We start from the raw sequence: 17,593 nt of genomic DNA, 5'->3' as shown, positions 1-17,593 counted from the left end.
TGAGCACAGTGAGGCCAGACGGCAGAAGAATGAATGCGGATTATTGGTTGTTAATGCCCAGCGCAGCGAGGGCCATCTCAAAGGCATTTTCCCTTGTCGCCTCGGGGCCCGCCCATTTGAGCACGTGCCTGGAAGAATTAATCAACCCAGCGGTGAGCTGGACTTTAAGCTGCGCCTCATCGGAGGTCAGTTCGGGCTGCAGTTCACGCAGAGCATCCACCCATAAGACCATGTAAAGACGCTGCAAGGAACGCACTTTTGCGCTCTGCTCTGGCGCCAGATTTCCCCCTTCGCGCTCTTGGACGCGAATGCGATCCGGCTCCGTGACGGCAAAATGCACGTGATGCGAAAGGAGTGCCCGAAGAGTCTCCTCTGGACCCCAATCATTGCTCTTTGCTCGATCGAGAACTGCTCGCGCACCATCGACAAGCCGGATAGAAATATCGATGAGGATCTGCGCCAACAACTCTTCCTTGCCGCTGAAGTAGCGGTAAAGAGCTGGGCCAGAAATGCCGACGGCGGAGCCAACATCCTCCAACCGAGTCTGATGAAACCCCCGGTCGGCCAGGATCGCAGCAGCAGCGGAGAGAATCTCTGCTTCTCGACGCCGTCGCGCTTCGGTTCTACGTGACATAAGCCCTTATGTTAAACGCATTGGAGCCATTTCGTCTGCATAATTCTCACCAGCGCCCGCCCTCAGCGAGTGTTCACATAGACCACGGCTCGACAACAGACACGCATCCTCGGCTCTATCTCCGCTCACTTCCGATTAGAGAAAAACCGCCGAGGTGACAGTTAGCACCTCGGCGGTTAGCCCTTAACCCAATAAGGAATTAGTGGAAGAAGTGGCGAGTACCAGTCATGTACATAGTGACGCCAGCTTCCTTGGCAGCAGCGATGACCTCTTCGTCACGGATAGAGCCACCTGGCTGGACAACTGCCTTCACACCGGCATCAATCAGGACCTGCAGGCCGTCTGCGAACGGGAAGAAGGCATCGGATGCAGCGTAGGCCCCCTGGGTACGGTTTTCTCCGTCGGCAAGCGTATTTGCGCGCTCAACGGCGAGCTTTGCGGAGTCCACACGGTTGACCTGGCCCATGCCGACGCCGACGGTGGCGTTGTTCTTGGACAGCAGAATGGCGTTGGACTTCACAGCGCGGACGGAGCGCCATGCGAATTCGAGCTCAGCCAGCTCTTCGACATTCAATGCCTCGCCGGTGGCCAGCTCCCAGTTCTCCGGCTTATCGCCCTCTGCCTGGTAAGTATCCGGCTCCTGGGTGAGCAGGCCGCCCGAGATGAACTTGTTCTCTGCGGTCGGTGCTTCGTACTCGGCGACAAGAATGCGCAGGTTCTTCTTGGCCTTCAGTACCTCAACGGCACCGTCTTCGTAGGACGGAGCGACGATGACCTCGGTGAAGATGTCCTTGACCTGCTCGGCCATCTCAACGGAGACCTCGCGGTTGACGGCGATGACACCACCGAATGCGGACATCGGGTCACATGCGTGAGCTGCGCGGTGAGCTGCGGCGATGGACTCATCCGAAACTGCGATACCGCACGGGTTAGCGTGCTTGATGATTGCCACACACGGACGCTCATGATCCCAGGCGGCACGCCATGCGGCGTCGGCATCCTGGTAGTTGTTGTACGACATCTCCTTGCCGTTCAGCTGTTTGGCGTTAGCCAGCCCCTTGGTACCAATGCGGGTCAGAGTTGCCGACTGATGAGAGTTCTCGCCGTAGCGGAGCGGAGTCGGGGCGGCCCCCTCAGCGCCACCGAGCTGCTCAACAAACCAGTTGGACACAGCTGCGTCGTAATCGGCGGTGTGCAGGAATGCGTCACGAGCGAACTCACGGCGCTGCTCCAGGGTGAAGCCGCCTTCCTTCACGGCGGTAGCGACATCGCCGTAGCGAGCCGGGTCGACCACGATAGCGACCGACGGGTGGTTCTTCGCCGCAGCGCGAACCATCGACGGGCCTCCGATGTCGATCTGCTCCACGCACTCGTCGTAGGAAGCGCCCGAGGCAACGGTCTCACGGAACGGGTACAGGTTAACGACAACGAGCTGGAAAGCCTCCACGCCGAGCTCCTTCAGCTGAGCCAGGTGGTCTTCCTTGCGAGTATCAGCCAGAATGCCGGCGTGAACACGCGGGTGCAGCGTCTTCACACGGCCCTCGAGGCACTCCGGGAAACCAGTGAGATCCTCAACCGGGGTCACAGGCACGCCAGCTGCAGCAATCTTGCCAGCCGTGGAACCGGTGGAAACGATTTCCACGCCAGCCTCGTGCAGGTCGCGAGCCAGCTCCTCGAGCCCAGTCTTGTCGTAGACGCTAATCAGAGCGCGCTTGATCGGTTTACGCTGCGTGTTGTCGTTGGTCATTTCAGATAAGCCTTTCGTCCGTCACGCTCAATTCCGTGATCGGCAATCGAGTGCAATACATCAACCAGGAGTCGGCGTTCGACAACCTTGATTCGTTCGTGCAGGGTCTCCACCGTGTCGTCGTCCTCGACGGCCACTGGCTGTTGCGCCAGAATCGGCCCGGTGTCCACTCCATTATCAACGATATGCACGGTCGTGCCGGTGACCTTCACCCCGTAGTCAAGTGCATCCGGTACCGCACGCGCCCCTGGGAAGGACGGCAGCAGCGCTGGGTGCGTATTAATGATGCGATTGCTGTAGGCCTCCACAAATGATGGCCCCAGAATGCGCATGAAACCCGCCGAGACAACGATATCCGGCGAAAAACTGTTCACGGCCTCTAAAACACGAATATCCCAACCTTCTCGGTCCTTCTTTGCCTCAGCATCGAAAGGCACCCGAAAAGTTGGGATATTGAGGTTTTGAGCCCTCTCCAGCGCCGGACAATCCTTGTCCGAACCAACCGCGACAATCTGAACCTTTTCAGCGTCCAGCAGTTCCAGCATCGACTGCAAAAGGGAGCCCAGGCCAGAGGCCAGGACTACGATGCGGAGCTGCTTGCTGGAGGAATTATTGTGCGAAATTTCTGCGACGGGCTGTGCTTCAGTCACGGCGTTTAGCTTACCCAGCCCGGCAGAGACCCCAAATTCCGCTCCCCCTAAGTTGGCTTAGCTCTTTTGGCTTGACGACGGTTCCCCGTCGCCGCCTTCCTCCGAGTCTTCGGTGTCCTCATCGGATTCGTCCTCGTCGGTCGCATCTACTTCGCCCGATGCTTCTCCGCCTGCGGCGCTTTCTGAATCCTCTTCAGAGTCGTCCGATTCCTCAGCGTCTTCTGAAGTGTCTTCAGACTCAGCACCGGACTCTGATTCCTCCTCTGTGTCGGACTCGGCTTCGTCTTCGGAGGTCGCTTCATCTTCGGAGGTCGCTACGACTTCCCCGTCGACAATCTCCTCCGACTCCTCCGAACCGCTCCCGTCATTGTCGGACTTATCGGCGTCGCCGGCATCCTCAGCCTCAGCATGACCGTTTCCATCTCCCGCAGGCTTCGGCGGGAACTTCTCGGCGGCCACTTCCGAGACTCCCTTGTCCCTACCAAGTGACGGCACACCGGTCATCGCAACAACCACGATGGCCCCCGGAACAACCAGCCACATCGAGCCGAGCAGTCCAGTCAGCCACCAGGAGGCACCGGCCCACCCAAAGATGCCAACCTCACCGCCGAGCAGCCAAGCCAGCCCCATGAGGAAGATGATCGACCACACGGCAGCGAGAACGACGACCAGGTAGGGCTGCTTCGGTGCAGATTTCTTCAGGAATGCCACGACGCGCCAAGCCGCAACGGCTGGCGGTAGCACAATCAGCACTCCGAAAGCCCAGTGCACCAGCGACTGAGGCATGGCAGCCAAAATCGGCAGCGGTGGCAGCTGAGCCGGGTGCACTGCGAACAGCCCAGCCTCCGCTGGCCCAAACGTCGATTTTCCGCCCACCAGCACACCGACAGCACCGAAGGCCACATTTGGCAGGTACAGCAGCGAGAGGCCGCTGACCGCAACACTTTCACCGACGGTATCCGTGATTGCAAATGTCTCTGCCAGCAACTCTCGATGCCAAATCAGCGAAACGAGTGTCACCACAACACCGGCCAGCCACAGCCATGCCACGTAGCTGCCCGCCAGACGGGCCGACCCGAGCAACCACTCCGGCAGCTTCCGGCGCAGCAGTAGTGCACGCAGCAACCGCTGCCCCATTCCCAGCACCAAGGCCACGAGATTTACAAGCAGCGCGGCTGCAATCGCAAGGCCGAAACTAGGGGTCTGAACGCGGGGAAACACCTTCGACGCGTCGTAAAGCATGAGCCACGCGATGATGGTGAGAACAATGGGCGTGCCCAGATACGCGCCGACCAACGCGCGGACATCCTTGATGCTGATGCGGTCAGCGACTTCGCGGCGTACACGCCAGGCGATGAACAACACCATCAGCACCGCGGGCAGTGCTGGTGTGAGCCCCAGCGTCGTGCCGTTAAAACGGAACGGCGCGAGGTTAAAGATCATCCACATCGACGCGATACTCGCTGGAAGCGGAGACATTCCAGCGCCACTGACGATGACGCCAATCAGAGCTACCGAGATGATGAACAGCAATACGACGCCGTAAGAACCGGCAACAGACAGCCCAAACCGGCGTGTACGAGGCGAGTTAATGAAACGACGGAACCCCGAGGGACGCCCCTTGCGTGACGACGTTCCGGAGCCCCCCGCTTTCATCTTCGTCGTGGCGGCTCGATTGCTGTCGGCACCGACGCTGCGCGCACCGCCAGTCTGACCGGCCTGCGTATTCTGCCATGCGCGGGTGTTGCGTTCGCTGTGCTCGCTGCGGACGCCGCGGGAGCTGCCGCTGCTACCACCGGCACCGGTGCGGCTTCGCCGATTTCGATCGCTACCGGAGGAACCTCTCCGCGAATCCGCGCCTTTCACAGTGGCATCGTCCTTCCTGCGTCTCATCGTTGGCGGCTGACTCCCTACCTATATGGATAAGGTGGCGCGCACGTGTGCGTCACAGCCATGGCCATATAGTGCCATATATACAACGCCTGTTTGCTCAGGCATTGCAGAGTCTCGTTTGAAAGTGTGGATTCTCAGGACGGACGCTATCCGTCGAGTCCGATACCCCTTTTGCCATCCCCCCCCAAAGTGGCTTCACCTTTGGTTTCCATTTGTCAACGCCGACGGGTTACCTTTTGTCACCCCCGCAGACACACCCCTAGTTCGCGCGGAGACTCCTTGCCAATTTCCCTGCACACCCCTCGATTAAGGGGCATCCGGCATAAACCCCCCTGGAAACAGGCCGGTTGCGCTTCGACGAACCCGCGGTAGAAGACAACAGCACTATGGCCACAGCACGGCTCTATTGAACTGAAACTGACGAATCAATGAACAAGTTCTCTAAAAAGAAGTTGCTTGCCCTATATCGAACCGTTATTATCACAGGGGTTAAATAACAGTTGGGTTACAAAGAGTTTCGTTGGCAGGGAGATTGAAGTGACGTTTTTCAATGCTCGTCGCGGAGGCGGAAAGCACCGCAAGGTAGAGGTTTCCGCGACTTCTCGTGCAGCACTGGTCGCACTATCCGCATCGACAATCGCGTCCTCCAACGCGGTCGCCCACGCAGCTGAGACCGAGAATAAGGCTCCAGAAAACTCAGCCTCTACTCAGACTCGCGCTGCTCAGCCGAAGAACAATGCTCCGATGGTGCTGGCGTCCAGCTCCTTCAGCCCGAGCACTAACCTCAGCGACCACCTCGCTACTGCCTTGCAGTACAACCAAGAGCGCGTTGCCCGCGATGAGGCTGCCCGCGCTCCGAAGCTCTCCATCCCGACCGTGGGGCTGCTGACCTCACCGTTCGGTCCACGCTGGGGCACTTTCCACTACGGTGTCGACCTGGCTAACGTCACCAACACCCCAATCATGTCCGTCATGGACGGCACTGTTATCGATGCCGGCCCGGCTCAGGGCTACGGCCAGTGGATTCGCGTTCGCCATGACGACGGCTCTGTTTCCGTCTACGGCCACATCGAGTCCATCTACGTTGCTGTTGGCGAAGCTGTCCGAGCTGGTCAGGTCATTGCCGGTATGGGCAACCGCGGCTTCTCCACCGGTACGCACCTCCACTTCGAGATCCACCCGGATGGCACCACCCCGGTCGACCCGGTGACCTGGTTCATCCAGCGTGGTCTGAACCTGAACTAATCAGGTATCGGCACAGGTACGAGCAGGCCTGGTCGCTCTGCGAAGGCCCTACCTGTGCACCGCCCCCTGTTTGACCGCGGCGGCAAGCCTCCCCTGATTAATTTTTTAGAAACCCGCATCGCCGCCGGTACTGGGGCTTTACTCTTGACACATGGCAGAGACTCAAACATTCCGCATGTGGAAGAAGTTGGCTGCGACTCCAGTCGTCGGCAAGCGTCTATTTTCCTTAACCGCCGCATTGACGGCGCCATATTTTCGCACGATCTGCCCCAAGCTAGAGACGATGCAGCCTGGACTGGCGGTAGCGCGCATGCCCGCTTGGTGGGGCGTGCGTAATCACATTAAGTCCGTGCATGCGATTGCTGCGTGTAACCTCGCTGAATTCGCGATGGGCATGCTCTGTGAGGCCAGCGTGCCAACAACGCATCGCTGGGTGCCAAAGGGCATGACGACGAACTACAAGCGCATCTCCGTCGGTGGGCTGACGGCTGTGGCCAAGGCTGAGTTGCCGGACTTCTCCACCATCACACCGGAAACTGGTGGGGTAGATTTTCCCGTCCACATCGTGCTGACCGACGCAGGCGGCACCGAAGTGCAAGATGCCACCATCAACTGCTGGGTGACGGCGAAGAAGCCTAAGTAGCCTCCAGGCGGTGATGGATCTTTACAGCTTCTCCATTGGCACACCGCCGATAAGCATCATGCGGACCTTACCTGCGGATCCAAAGTCAATCATCGCAGTTGCCCGGGGCGCGACCCCTTGGACTTCAAGCACAGTGCCTAAGCCGTACTTGTCGTGAACAACCTTGTCACCGGGCTCTAGGTGCAAGATCTGATTCTTCTTTCGGGATGACGCACCAGAGCTGGCGGACCCACCCGAGCCCGAGCCGAAGCCCGAACTGGAACCGAAGCCCGACGAGGCACCATGGCCACGACCGAACGCGCTGCCCGCGCCGTAGCCACCAGAGCCAAAACCACCAGAACCGGCGCCCCAGCTTCGAGCCGGAGCCTCGCGCAGCCAATCAATCAGGTCGCTTGGGACTTCCCCCAGGAAACGTGAGGGAGGATTATTCTGCGGCGAACCCCACGAGGACCGAGTCACAGCTCGCGTGAGATACAGCTGCTTGCGAGCACGGGTAATACCGACATAGGCCAGACGCCGCTCTTCGGCCAGCTCCTTCGGATCGCCCAGGGCGCGCAGGTGCGGGAACAGTCCGTCTTCCCAGCCGATGAGAAATACCACCGGAAACTCCAGGCCCTTGGCCGTATGTAGCGTCATCAACGTCACTACACCGGTGTCATCATCCGGAATCTGGTCCGCATCCGCCACCAGAGAAACTCGCTCGAGGAATGCCTGCAGACTTCCCGGCTCTGCTTCCCCATCGTTGTCGAAGTCGGCCGTGAAATCACGCGCGAGGTCGTTCGCGATCTCCGATTCCACCTCGGACTCGCCACTGGTATCAGCACCGCTTTCAGCATCAGCTGCAGCGCCAGAGCCTTCATTTACATCAGCGCTAATATCCACCGACGACATCATCCGCGCCTCTGCAGAGAACTCCCGCGCAACGCTGACGAGCTCATTGAGGTTATCCAGGCGCGTGGCATCTTGCGGATCATTGGAACGCTCGAGCTCCGACTTGTATCCACTGCGGTCAATAATCGCGTTGACCAAGTCACCGATATCGGCCAGTTCACCGGATGCCATATCCGCCGCCAGAGCATCAATCATCTCGACGAACGCCGCCATCGCGTTTCGACTCCGCGCCGCCACCGCCGGAACCTTGCCCTCAGCTACGGCACGTAGCGCCGTGCCAAACGAGCACCGCTCGTCTTCGGCATAGAGCGACACATGCGCCACCGCACGGTCACCGATTCCACGCCGCGGCGTATTGATAATGCGACGCAGCGAAACATCATCGTCGAAGTTCTCAATAACGCGCAGGTAGGCGACAATATCGCGTACTTCCTTACGCTCATAGAACCTGGTGCCACCAACCACCGTGTACGGCACGCCCATACGAATGAAGACATCCTCTAGAGCACGGGAGGAATTATTGGTGCGGTAGAAAACCGCCACATCCGAGTACGAGTACGGCCCGTAATCGACCAATTGCTCAATCTCGTTAGCGATAAACCGGGCCTCATCGTGCTCATTGTCCGCTACGTAGCCCTTGATCTTGCCGCCCTCACCGAGATCGGTCCACAGCTTCTTCTCCCGGCGATTCTCATTGCGCGCAATCAACGCATTGGCCGCCGACAGAATCGTCTGCGTCGAGCGATAGTTTTGCTCCAGCAGAATCGACGTGGCCTCCGGATAGTCCTTCTCAAACTCCTCAATATTGCGAATAGTCGCACCACGGAAGGCATAAATGGACTGGTCCGAATCGCCCACCACACACAGCTCACTCGGAGGCACATCTCCACCGGGCTTGCCGACGAGCGTCGAGACCAAAACATACTGCGCATGGTTGGTGTCCTGGTACTCGTCCACCAACACATGCCGGAAGCGGCGACGGTAATACTCTGCAACCTGCGGGTGACTGGTGAAGATCCGAACGACCTCACCGATTAGATCGTCAAAATCCACGGCATTAGCCGCCCGCAGCCTGGTCTGGTACTCCAGGTAAACCCGTGCAACGACGTCATCAAAAGGATTGCGCGTCGTCGAGGCATCCGCGATAGCCTTCTCCGGGTCAATCAACTCATTCTTGAGATTGGAGATACGCGACGAGAGCACGCGGCCGGTGAACTTCTTGGCATCCAGGTCCATGTCCTTAGCAATCATGGACAGCAAACGCCGGGAGTCGTCCGAATCATAAATAGAGAAATTGGAATTAAGCCCCGGTACTAGCGCATGCTGCATGCGCAGGATGCGCACACACATGGAGTGGAACGTGGACACCCACATGCGCTGCGCCTGGTCACCGACCAGACCGGCCACACGCTCGCGCATCTCGGCAGCGGCCTTATTGGTAAAGGTAATAGCCAAAATTTGGCTTGGCAGCACTCCACGCGCACCGATTAGGTATGCAATCCTGCGCGTCAGCACAGACGTCTTTCCCGAACCAGCTCCAGCCACAATCAACAGTGGTGAACCAATGTGCTCCACTGCTTGGCGCTGCTGCGGATTAAGCCCCTCTAGCAGCGACTCTGAATCAAAACTGGGCTCGAAGCCGCCGCCAAAACCGCCGCCAAAGCTGGCAGCGCCACTCGGCGCGCTATTGCTACCAGCGCCGGCGAAGTGGCCGAAACCACCGCGGCCAGGCGTAGCACCGCCCGACTCACCGTGGTTCGAACCAGCATGGCTATCGCCACTGCGGCCATCGTCAGCATTGAAGGACCCGAACAGCATTCCAGTTTCATTTCCCATGATGGCTACTACAGTAGCCGAGCCCCCGGATTGGACTGTTCGAATCCTTTGGCACAATAAGAACTATGAGCGAAAACCCTGCGGACACTCCCGCCGCACACACCGATAACACCGACGGCGCTGAGCACAGCCAGCAAGCTGCGGCAGTATCCCCTTTTGAAGTCCGCACCCCCACCGGCACCGATGACCCGTTGAGCTCCGCGGAGATCGAACAGTACCGCAAGGAAATCAACCGCCTTGACAGGCTGATTATCGATGCCATTCAACGCCGCACCGCAATCAGTAAGGCCGTCGGCAAAACCCGCCTGGGATCTGGCGGCACACGTCTCGTGCACGGCCGAGAGGTGCAGATCATCAACGAGTTCCGCGACGCACTTGGCCCAGAGGGCCCGGCGATCGCGTCGGCGCTGCTGCGCATGGGACGCGGTCGCCTGGGCTAACCCTCGCCAGCTACTCGCCCGTCTAGCCTTCCAGGGAAATCAGCTTTTCCTCTAGGAACTCATCGATACCGGTGAAGCCACCCTCGCGGCCAAGGCCGGACTGCTTGACACCACCGAACGGCGCCGACGGGTCCGACAGCGAGCCCTTATTGACCGCAACCATGCCAGACTCCAACGCCTCTGCCGCACTAAGCGCCTTGGTCAGGTTCTCACTGAACACATACGCAGCCAGACCAAAGATGGTGTCATTTGCCTGCTCAATCGCACGGTCATCGTCCGTGAAGGTTGTCACCGTAACCACCGGACCGAAAATCTCTTCGCGGACAATATCCGCATCCTCGGGCACATCTGTCAGAACTGTGGGCTCGAAGAAGTAGCCGTCGGAAAGCGCGCCGCCGAGATCTGGAATCTTGCCGCCGCACTCGACCTTCGCACCGCGCTTGATCGCATCGTCAACCAGATCACGAACCTTTTCCTGTTGATCGCGCAGCGCGAGTGGCCCAAGGTCCGTCGCAGGGTCGGTGCCCTCGCCCAACTTCAGTTCCGCAAAACGCTTGACGACGCCCTCGACGAACGCATCCTTCTTGGCTTCATGAACAATAAAGCGATTCGGGGCGATGCACACCTGGCCGCCATTGCGGAGCTTGGCGTCACTGACTGCCTGCACAGCCTTTTCGACATCGCCATCAGAGAGAATGACAAACGGAGCATTTCCGCCGAGTTCAAGGGAGACTTTCATCGAGGTCTCCGCGGCCTTCGCAGCGAGCATCTGGCCAACTTCGGTGGAACCGGTGAAGGTGAACTTGCGCAGGCGGTCATCGGAAAGCAGGGCCGAAACGTTTGCTGAGTGTCCTGTTGGCAGCACGGAGATCACGCCTGCGGGGACACCGGCCTCGATAAGCAGTTTGCCCAGGTAGAGCATGGTCAGCGGAGTTTTGGACGCGGGCTTAATAATGACCGGGCAGCCGGCGGCGAGTGCCGGGGCGATCTTGCGGGCCCCCATAGCCAGCGGGAAATTCCACGGCGTAATAGCCAAAACCGGGCCGACCGGCTGCTTAATCACCGCGACGCGCGAGGTTCCGCTCGGAGAAATCCGGTAATCGCCGGAGATACGCACGGCCTCCTCAGCGAACCAACGGAAAAACTCGCCACCGTAGCCGACCTCGGCCTTGGAATCCGGCAGCGCACGGCCCATCTCCAGGGACTGCAGCTGGGCCAACTTGTCTGCATCCCGACGGATGAGTTCAAATGCGCGGTAAAGAATCTCGCTGCGCTTGCGGGGCGGGGTTGCCTTCCACTCCTTCTGGGCGGCGACGGCGTCGTCAAGCGCCCGCTTCGCGTCCTCTTCAGTGGCAGAAGCGACCTTGACCAGCGGATTATCTGTGGCGGGATTAATTACGTCGAAGGTCTCGCCATTCGACGCAGGACGGAACTCACCGCCGAGGAGAAGACCCGTGGGGACGTCTTTGAGGATGTTGTCGTAATCGGGAGTGAAATCAGTCATATTTTCCAGGGTAGGTGCCTTTGCTGAAGCGGGCTAGGGGGCTCGTAGGTGGCGGATGGGGCGACGCATAAGCACAGCGGACTCGAGTTGCTGGCAGATTGTGGTCACGCCTGGTCGAATCCAGCCGCCCGGCGAGAGCGCCAAAACGCAACTAGTCTGGGGATGTATAAAGTGCATTTCGTCAAAAATTACCTGGGAGCAGGAATGACTGTAGATATCACTGGAACCGAGCAGTGGGCTCAGCTGGCTAAGCGCGTGGACAACGTCCGCGGCACCTCGCTGCGTGAGCTCTTCGCAACTGAAGAAGGCCGCGCTGCGAAGCTGACTTTCGATGCTGGCACTCTCCACGTTGACCTCTCCAAGAACTTGATGTGCCTCGACGGTTTTGCCGAGCTGGTTGAGCTCGCTCGTGCAGCTAGAATCGAAGAAGCACGCGAGAAGATGTTCCGCGGTGACAAGATCAACACCACTGAAAACCGCTCCGTGCTGCACACAGCGCTGCGCCTGCCAGCAGAGGAAAATCTGACCGTCGGCGACCAGGATGTCGCTGCCGACGTGCATGAGGTGCTCGGCCGCATGCGCGATTTCGCTCGCAACCTCCGCAGTGGAGACTGGCTGGGATACACGGGTCACACTATTAAGACTGTGGTCAACATCGGCATCGGTGGCTCCGACTTGGGCCCGGCAATGGTGACCAAGGCGCTGCGCACCTACGCCACTGCCGGCATTGATGCCCGCTTTGTCTCTAATGTTGACCCATCTGACCTGCAGGCGGTTCTGGATGAGGTCGATCCGGAGTCCACGCTGTTTATTGTCGCTTCCAAGACCTTCACCACGCAGGAGACGCTCTCCAACGCTCACGCAGCTCGCCGCTGGCTTATCCAGCAGCTGGGTAGCGAAGAAGCCGTCGCCAAGCACTTCGTTGCCGTTTCCACGAATGCCGAAAAGGTCGCCGAATTCGGCATCGACACTGAGAACATGTTTGGCTTCTGGGACTGGGTCGGCGGCCGCTACTCCGTCGACTCCGCCATCGGCCTGTCCATCATGGCCGTCGTTGGCCCGATGGACTTCATGCGCTTCCTGCAGGGCTTCCGAGCAATGGATGAGCACTTCCTCAACGCTCCGCTGGAGCAGAACGTGCCGGTACTGATGGGCATGCTGAATGTCTGGTACTCAAACTTCCTCGACGCCCAGTCGCATGCCGTACTGCCCTACTCCGAGGATCTCTCTCGCTTCCCGGCGTACCTTCAGCAGCTCACCATGGAATCGAACGGTAAGTCCGTGCGTACCGACGGCAAGAGGGTGGACTACAACACCGGAGAAATCTTCTGGGGTGAGCCGGGAACGAACGGCCAGCACGCTTTCTTCCAGCTTCTTCACCAGGGAACTCGCCTGGTTCCGGCTGACTTCATCGGCTTTGCCCGCCCACGCCAGGATCTGCCGACGGCATCTGGCGAAGGTTCCATGCACGACCTGCTGATGAGTAACTTCTTCGCACAGACCAAGGTGCTGGCCTTCGGTAAGACCGCAGAAGAAATTCGCGCAGAGGGCATTGCAGAGGAGCTCGTGGAGCACAAGGTCATGCCGGGTAACCGTCCGACTACGACCATCATGGCTGAGGAACTGACCCCGGACGCTGTCGGTGCGCTGATTGCACTTTACGAGCACATTACTTTTGTCGAGGGCATTGTCTGGGGCCTGAACTCCTTCGACCAGTGGGGCGTCGAGCTGGGCAAGCAGCAGGCTGGTGACCTGTTGCCTGCAGTTACCGGTGAAGTGGCGCCTGATTCTGGCGACGCTTCTACCGATGCGCTGCTGACGTGGTACCGCGACAAGCGCTAACGTCTTCTGGCCAATTGGCCTAGATAGCTAAGAGTCCGCCTTCGGCTTGAACTGATTCTCGCTGCGGGCGGACTTTTGTTATTTATATGACCATTCGGTTGCGGTGAGGATGGGGCGCGGCATCCCGTCGTAAAGCAGGGTCGGGAAAAAGCGAATAGTATCTAAGTCATGTCTGCCTACATTGAAGATGATGTTCTTGCCTATCGACTTGCCGTGGGCGCCAGTGAAATTCTCAAGGGTGTCCGCAACGTAGGCCTGCTGCGTGGCCGCATTCTGGGAGATGCCGGCGACGCACTGGCACAGGAGTGGATTGCCCGCGTACTGGAGCAGCACCGTCCGGACGACGGACTGCTGTCGGAGGAAGCCGCGGATAACCGTGAGCGCCTGGACTCAAAGCGGGTGTGGATTATTGACCCACTCGATGGCACGCGTGAGTTCGCTTCGGGCCGCCAGGACTGGGCAGTTCATGTCGCTCTGGTAGAGGACGGTCAGCCGACCCACGCTGCTGTTGGTCTGCCGGATCACGGCCAGGTTTTCCACACGGGTGAGGCCAAGGCTGTCCAGGGGCCGCGTGCGGGCAAGATTGTCGTATCGCGTACTCGCCCACCGGCTGTGGCAAAGTACGTCGCTGACAAGCTGGGCATGGAGCTGGTAGAGATGGGCTCCGCTGGTGCGAAGGCAATGCACGTACTGCTCGGTGACTACGACGCCTACATCCACGACGGTGGTCAGTACGAGTGGGATTCGGCAGCGCCGGTTGGTGTCGCTAAGTCCGCCGGTTTGCATGTCAGCCGCCTAGACGGCTCCGCGCCGACCTACAATAATGTCGATACTTTCCTGCCGGATATGCTGTTCTGCCGACCGGACCTGTCGGAGGAGATTCTGGCAGCGGTGAAGGAATTCAAGAATCAAGAGCAGAAGTAGGTAAGCTAGGGCGGCTATGACCGACTCCACTGACATCACAACACAGGCTCATCAGGGCATTCAGACTCCGTACGAGGATTTGCTGCGCGAAATTCTCGCTGACGGAGCAGCTAAATCAGACCGCACTGGCACGGGCACTCGCTCAGTGTTCGGCCGCCAGCTGCGCTTTGATCTGAGCGAGGGCTTCCCACTGATCACCACTAAGAAGGTGCACCTGAAGTCCATCGTGTACGAGCTGTTGTGGTTCCTCCGCGGCGATTCGAACGTCCGGTGGCTCCAGGATCATGGGGTGACTATTTGGGATGAGTGGGCAGACGACAACGGCGACCTCGGCCCGGTCTATGGCGTGCAGTGGCGCTCCTGGCCCACTCCAGATGGGCACCACATCGACCAGATTGCACAGGCGCTGGAGACACTGAAGTCCAACCCGGATAGCCGCCGCAACATCGTCAGCGCCTGGAATGTTTCCGAGATTTCCAATATGGCGCTGCCGCCGTGCCATCTGCTGTTCCAGTTCTACGTCGCAGATGGCAAGCTCAGCTGCCAGCTCTACCAGCGCAGCGCGGACATGTTCCTAGGCGTGCCGTTTAACATCGCTTCCTATGCACTGTTGACGCACATGATGGCGCAGCAGGCGGGCTTGGATGTTGGTGAGTTCATCTGGACCGGTGGCGATTGCCACATCTACGACAACCACATTGAACAGTGCGAACTGCAGGTCTCCCGTGAGCCACGCCCCTACCCCACGCTGAAGCTTCAGAAGGCCGACAGCATTTTCGACTACACTTACGAGGACATTGAGGTCATCGGCTACGACCCGCATCCTCTGATTCGCGGTCAGGTGGCTGTCTAAGTCAGCGAAAGGTGAGTGTCGACATGAACGAGTCCACCGCTTCCACCAGCGCAAGGCCCCCATTTGTAGGGATGATTTGGGCGCAGTCTCGAGCCGGCATTATCGGCGACGGTGCGACTATGCCCTGGCATCTGCCTGAAGATCTTCAGCATTTCAAAACAACAACGATGGGCGCACCGGTCATCATGGGGCGTCGCACATGGGACTCGCTGAATCCCAAGTTCCGACCACTCCCCGGTCGTCGAAACATCGTCCTTTCACGCTCCGTGTCCGATTTCCCCGGCGCCGAGTCCGCAACCAGCCTCGAAGCCGCGCTCGCAGCCGTCGCCGACGCGCCCGCGGCTTGGATTCTCGGAGGTGGGCGTGTCTATCGCGATGCACTTTCGCTTGCCGACGAATGCGTGGTCACCGACATTGATACTGATGTCAACGTCCCAGTACCGGTCATGGCTCCCGACCTCTACGACTGGGTTCGCGTCGAGGATGGCCCGTGGCAGACGTCAACGACCGGCCTACGCTACCGCTTCTGCACGTGGCGGCGTCTAGAGGATTAGCGCTTGGAAGCCTGTCTCGCAAGGCTCTGAGGCGGGACTACTGCCCGGCGAACGTATTGCGCAATGGAATATCGGCCTTGGTCCGCGCGTTGACCTAAGTATGACTGATGTGAAGACTCCACAGACCACCGAACACGTGACCATTTACGCTGCAGCCTGGTGTCCTTTCTGCCAGAACCTTATTGCTGGCCTGAAGGAAAACGGCACTCCGTTTGAGGCCTGGGATGTCGAAAAGCACGACGACCTTTCGAAGTGGGTTGAGTCCGTCAATGATGGCAACCGCGTTGTTCCGACCGTGCTGTACTCCGATGGCGTGCACGCCACGAATCCGTCGGTTGAGGAAGTCACCGCTAAGTACGCTGAACTCTCCAGCAAGTAATTAAAAAGCTAAGTAATTAAAAAGCCGAGCCCCACTTCCGGGGTTCGGCTTTTTATGTATGAATACGACCGGTCATGCTGCCAGTCGCGATACCAGCATTAGTCCAGATCGTCGTGTGCCATCAGCTGACGAGCAGCCTCAGTAATCGAGCCAGACAGTGACGGGTAGACAGAGAAGGAGCTTGCCAGGTCATCGACGGTGAGCTGGTTGGAAACACATACCGCAATTGGCAGAATCAGCTCCGAGGCGGTGGGAGCGACCACCACACCACCGATAATCATGCCGGAGTTCTTACGGCAGAACAGCTTGACAAAACCGTGGCGCAGCGAGCGCATCTTCGCACGCGGGTTACCTGCCAGTGGGAAAACCTCAACGCGAGCGGAGACCTCACCGGACTCAATCTGAGCCTGGGAAACACCGACAGTCGCAATCTCCGGGCGGGTGAACACTGCCGATGAAACAGTGCGCAGGCGAATCGGAGATACGCCTTCACCGAGGGCGTGGTACATCGCAATACGGCCCTGCATAGCTGCAACGGAAGCCAGCGGGAACAAGTCAGTGCAGTCACCGGCAGCGTAGATACCCGGCACGTTGGTACGGGAAACACGGTCAACGTGAATATGGCCAGACGGAGTCAGTTTTACGCCGCTGGCTTCCAGCCCCATATCCGCGGTGTTCGGAATCGAACCGACGGTCATCAACGCGTGGGAACCGAAGACCTCACGGCCGTCGGAAGTGACGACGCGAACGCCGCCGTCCTCCGTGCGTTCGACAAGATCACAGCGGGCGTTCTTAACAACGTCCACACCGCGCTCCAGTAGGACTTCCTCTAGGGCATCTGCAGCGTCGGCATCCTCGTGCGGCAGGATGCGATCACGCGACGCGACCATGGTGACCTTCACGCCCAGCTCGGTGAACGAGGATACGAACTCAGCGCCAGTCACACCGGAACCGACCACAATGAGGTGCTCCGGCAGCTCCTCCAGTTCGTAGACCTGACGCCAGGTCAGAATACGGTCACCATCAGGAATCGCACCCGGCAGAATGCGCGGGGACGCACCGGTGCTGACCAGCACCAGGTCGGCTTCAAGAGTGACCTCGCCGCCCTCGAGCAAGTCGACGGTGACGTAGTGAGTTACACGGCCCGGGTCGTGGTCATCGAGACGACCGCGGCCCTGCAGCATCTTGATGCCCTCACGCTCCATCTGCGCGCGAACATCGTCGGACTGCTGCTGTGCCAGGCGCTTAACGCGCTCGTTGACCGCAGTGAAGTCGATTTTGCGCTGGGAAAAGTCCGGACGCAGACCCATCTCGTCCGCACGGCGCATATCGGTACGAACGCCCGTCGCCGCGATGAAGGCCTTAGAGGGAACGCAATCCCACAGGACGGAAGAACCGCCCATCCCGGCATCCTCAACCACAGTGACTTCAGCACCGTACTTGGCGCCAACCAGCGCTGCTTCGTAGCCGGCTGGGCCGCCGCCAATGATTACGATCCTCTGTGCCACAAATCCTCCAAATTTGCCGTGGATATCACAATGTAATTACCGCGGGAGGC

General features: G+C 59.2%; 15 protein-coding genes. 8 read left to right on the top strand and 7 right to left on the bottom strand.

What is annotated here, in order from left to right:
• Window positions 1–40: 40 nt before the first annotated feature.
• From HMPREF2857_RS04595 to HMPREF2857_RS04580, 4 genes are all read right to left on the bottom strand, one after another.
• Window positions 41–634, bottom strand: a complete 594-nt coding sequence (locus HMPREF2857_RS04595) for a TetR/AcrR family transcriptional regulator (protein ID WP_070642923.1) — start codon at window positions 632–634, stop codon at window positions 41–43.
• Between the two features lie 199 nt (window positions 635–833).
• On the bottom strand, window positions 834–2,381 hold the full coding sequence (purH, locus tag HMPREF2857_RS04590) for a bifunctional phosphoribosylaminoimidazolecarboxamide formyltransferase/IMP cyclohydrolase (RefSeq protein WP_070642922.1): 1,548 nt from the start codon (window positions 2,379–2,381) through the stop codon (window positions 834–836).
• The gene (gene purN, locus HMPREF2857_RS04585; protein ID WP_016422166.1) at window positions 2,378–3,031 is read right to left on the bottom strand and encodes a phosphoribosylglycinamide formyltransferase; all 654 of its coding nucleotides are present in this window, start codon (window positions 3,029–3,031) and stop codon (window positions 2,378–2,380) included. Before purN ends, purH begins: the two co-directional genes overlap by 4 nt.
• A gap of 57 nt (window positions 3,032–3,088) precedes the next feature.
• Window positions 3,089–4,924, bottom strand: a complete 1,836-nt coding sequence (locus HMPREF2857_RS04580; protein WP_070642920.1) for a cell division protein PerM — start codon at window positions 4,922–4,924, stop codon at window positions 3,089–3,091.
• A 537-nt stretch (window positions 4,925–5,461) separates the two neighbouring features.
• Here HMPREF2857_RS04580 and HMPREF2857_RS04575 point away from each other — a divergent pair.
• Entirely contained in the window at window positions 5,462–6,169 is a 708-nt protein-coding gene (locus tag HMPREF2857_RS04575; protein WP_070642918.1) for a M23 family metallopeptidase, read from the top strand.
• Between the two features lie 151 nt (window positions 6,170–6,320).
• Window positions 6,321–6,812, top strand: coding sequence for a hotdog fold domain-containing protein (locus tag HMPREF2857_RS04570; RefSeq protein WP_070438524.1), 492 nt, complete (start codon window positions 6,321–6,323; stop codon window positions 6,810–6,812).
• A 21-nt stretch (window positions 6,813–6,833) separates the two neighbouring features.
• Here the strand turns inward: HMPREF2857_RS04570 and HMPREF2857_RS04565 are convergent, their stop codons facing one another.
• Entirely contained in the window at window positions 6,834–9,539 is a 2,706-nt protein-coding gene (locus tag HMPREF2857_RS04565) for a UvrD-helicase domain-containing protein (protein ID WP_070642917.1), read from the bottom strand.
• A 65-nt stretch (window positions 9,540–9,604) separates the two neighbouring features.
• Here HMPREF2857_RS04565 and HMPREF2857_RS04560 point away from each other — a divergent pair, with 65 nt between their 5' ends.
• On the top strand, window positions 9,605–9,979 hold the full coding sequence (locus tag HMPREF2857_RS04560) for a chorismate mutase (protein ID WP_070642915.1): 375 nt from the start codon (window positions 9,605–9,607) through the stop codon (window positions 9,977–9,979).
• Between the two features lie 22 nt (window positions 9,980–10,001).
• Here HMPREF2857_RS04560 and HMPREF2857_RS04555 read toward each other — a convergent pair whose 3' ends face one another.
• Window positions 10,002–11,483: an NAD-dependent succinate-semialdehyde dehydrogenase gene (locus HMPREF2857_RS04555; RefSeq protein WP_070642914.1), complete on the bottom strand. Its 1,482-nt coding sequence runs from the start codon at window positions 11,481–11,483 to the stop codon at window positions 10,002–10,004.
• A 204-nt stretch (window positions 11,484–11,687) separates the two neighbouring features.
• On the opposite strand from HMPREF2857_RS04555, the gene pgi reads away from it, so the two are divergent.
• The 5 genes from pgi (at window position 11,688) to HMPREF2857_RS04530 (ending at window position 16,035) form a co-directional block, all read left to right on the top strand.
• A complete protein-coding gene (gene pgi / locus HMPREF2857_RS04550) occupies window positions 11,688–13,325 on the top strand; it encodes a glucose-6-phosphate isomerase (RefSeq protein WP_070642912.1) in 1,638 nt (545 codons plus the stop codon).
• A gap of 168 nt (window positions 13,326–13,493) precedes the next feature.
• The gene (locus HMPREF2857_RS04545) at window positions 13,494–14,249 is read left to right on the top strand and encodes a 3'(2'),5'-bisphosphate nucleotidase CysQ (protein ID WP_038627816.1); all 756 of its coding nucleotides are present in this window, start codon (window positions 13,494–13,496) and stop codon (window positions 14,247–14,249) included.
• Between the two features lie 16 nt (window positions 14,250–14,265).
• A complete protein-coding gene (locus HMPREF2857_RS04540; protein ID WP_070642911.1) occupies window positions 14,266–15,102 on the top strand; it encodes a thymidylate synthase in 837 nt (278 codons plus the stop codon).
• 23 nt (window positions 15,103–15,125) lie between these two features.
• Window positions 15,126–15,656: a dihydrofolate reductase gene (locus tag HMPREF2857_RS04535; RefSeq protein ID WP_070642910.1), complete on the top strand. Its 531-nt coding sequence runs from the start codon at window positions 15,126–15,128 to the stop codon at window positions 15,654–15,656.
• A 100-nt stretch (window positions 15,657–15,756) separates the two neighbouring features.
• A complete protein-coding gene (locus tag HMPREF2857_RS04530; RefSeq protein WP_016422156.1) occupies window positions 15,757–16,035 on the top strand; it encodes a mycoredoxin in 279 nt (92 codons plus the stop codon).
• A gap of 98 nt (window positions 16,036–16,133) precedes the next feature.
• On the opposite strand, the gene HMPREF2857_RS04525 is transcribed toward HMPREF2857_RS04530, so the two are convergent.
• Window positions 16,134–17,543: an NAD(P)H-quinone dehydrogenase gene (locus tag HMPREF2857_RS04525; RefSeq protein ID WP_016422155.1), complete on the bottom strand. Its 1,410-nt coding sequence runs from the start codon at window positions 17,541–17,543 to the stop codon at window positions 16,134–16,136.
• Between the last annotated feature and the right edge of the window lie 50 nt (window positions 17,544–17,593).

Origin of the sequence: Corynebacterium sp. HMSC076C10, assembly GCF_001812455.1 — a bacterium.
Taxonomy (GTDB): Bacteria; Actinomycetota; Actinomycetes; order Mycobacteriales; family Mycobacteriaceae; genus Corynebacterium; species Corynebacterium jeikeium_D.
This window is presented reverse-complemented; position numbering and strand designations above follow the sequence as displayed.

Bases quoted from the DNA above. Each gene is read 5' to 3' on its own strand.
- HMPREF2857_RS04540 (WP_070642911.1), top strand. From the start codon at position 14,266: ATGACCGACTCCACTGACATCACAACACAGGCTCATCAGGGCATTCAG.
- HMPREF2857_RS04560 (WP_070642915.1), top strand. From the start codon at position 9,605: ATGAGCGAAAACCCTGCGGACACTCCCGCCGCACACACCGATAACACC.
- HMPREF2857_RS04545 (WP_038627816.1), top strand. From the start codon at position 13,494: ATGTCTGCCTACATTGAAGATGATGTTCTTGCCTATCGACTTGCCGTG.
- HMPREF2857_RS04595 (WP_070642923.1), bottom strand. From the start codon at position 634: ATGTCACGTAGAACCGAAGCGCGACGGCGTCGAGAAGCAGAGATTCTC.
- HMPREF2857_RS04555 (WP_070642914.1), bottom strand. From the start codon at position 11,483: ATGACTGATTTCACTCCCGATTACGACAACATCCTCAAAGACGTCCCC.
- pgi (WP_070642912.1), top strand. From the start codon at position 11,688: ATGACTGTAGATATCACTGGAACCGAGCAGTGGGCTCAGCTGGCTAAG.
- purH (WP_070642922.1), bottom strand. From the start codon at position 2,381: ATGACCAACGACAACACGCAGCGTAAACCGATCAAGCGCGCTCTGATT.
- HMPREF2857_RS04535 (WP_070642910.1), top strand. From the start codon at position 15,126: ATGAACGAGTCCACCGCTTCCACCAGCGCAAGGCCCCCATTTGTAGGG.
- HMPREF2857_RS04565 (WP_070642917.1), bottom strand. From the start codon at position 9,539: ATGGGAAATGAAACTGGAATGCTGTTCGGGTCCTTCAATGCTGACGAT.
- HMPREF2857_RS04570 (WP_070438524.1), top strand. From the start codon at position 6,321: ATGGCAGAGACTCAAACATTCCGCATGTGGAAGAAGTTGGCTGCGACT.
- HMPREF2857_RS04530 (WP_016422156.1), top strand. From the start codon at position 15,757: ATGACTGATGTGAAGACTCCACAGACCACCGAACACGTGACCATTTAC.
- HMPREF2857_RS04580 (WP_070642920.1), bottom strand. From the start codon at position 4,924: ATGAGACGCAGGAAGGACGATGCCACTGTGAAAGGCGCGGATTCGCGG.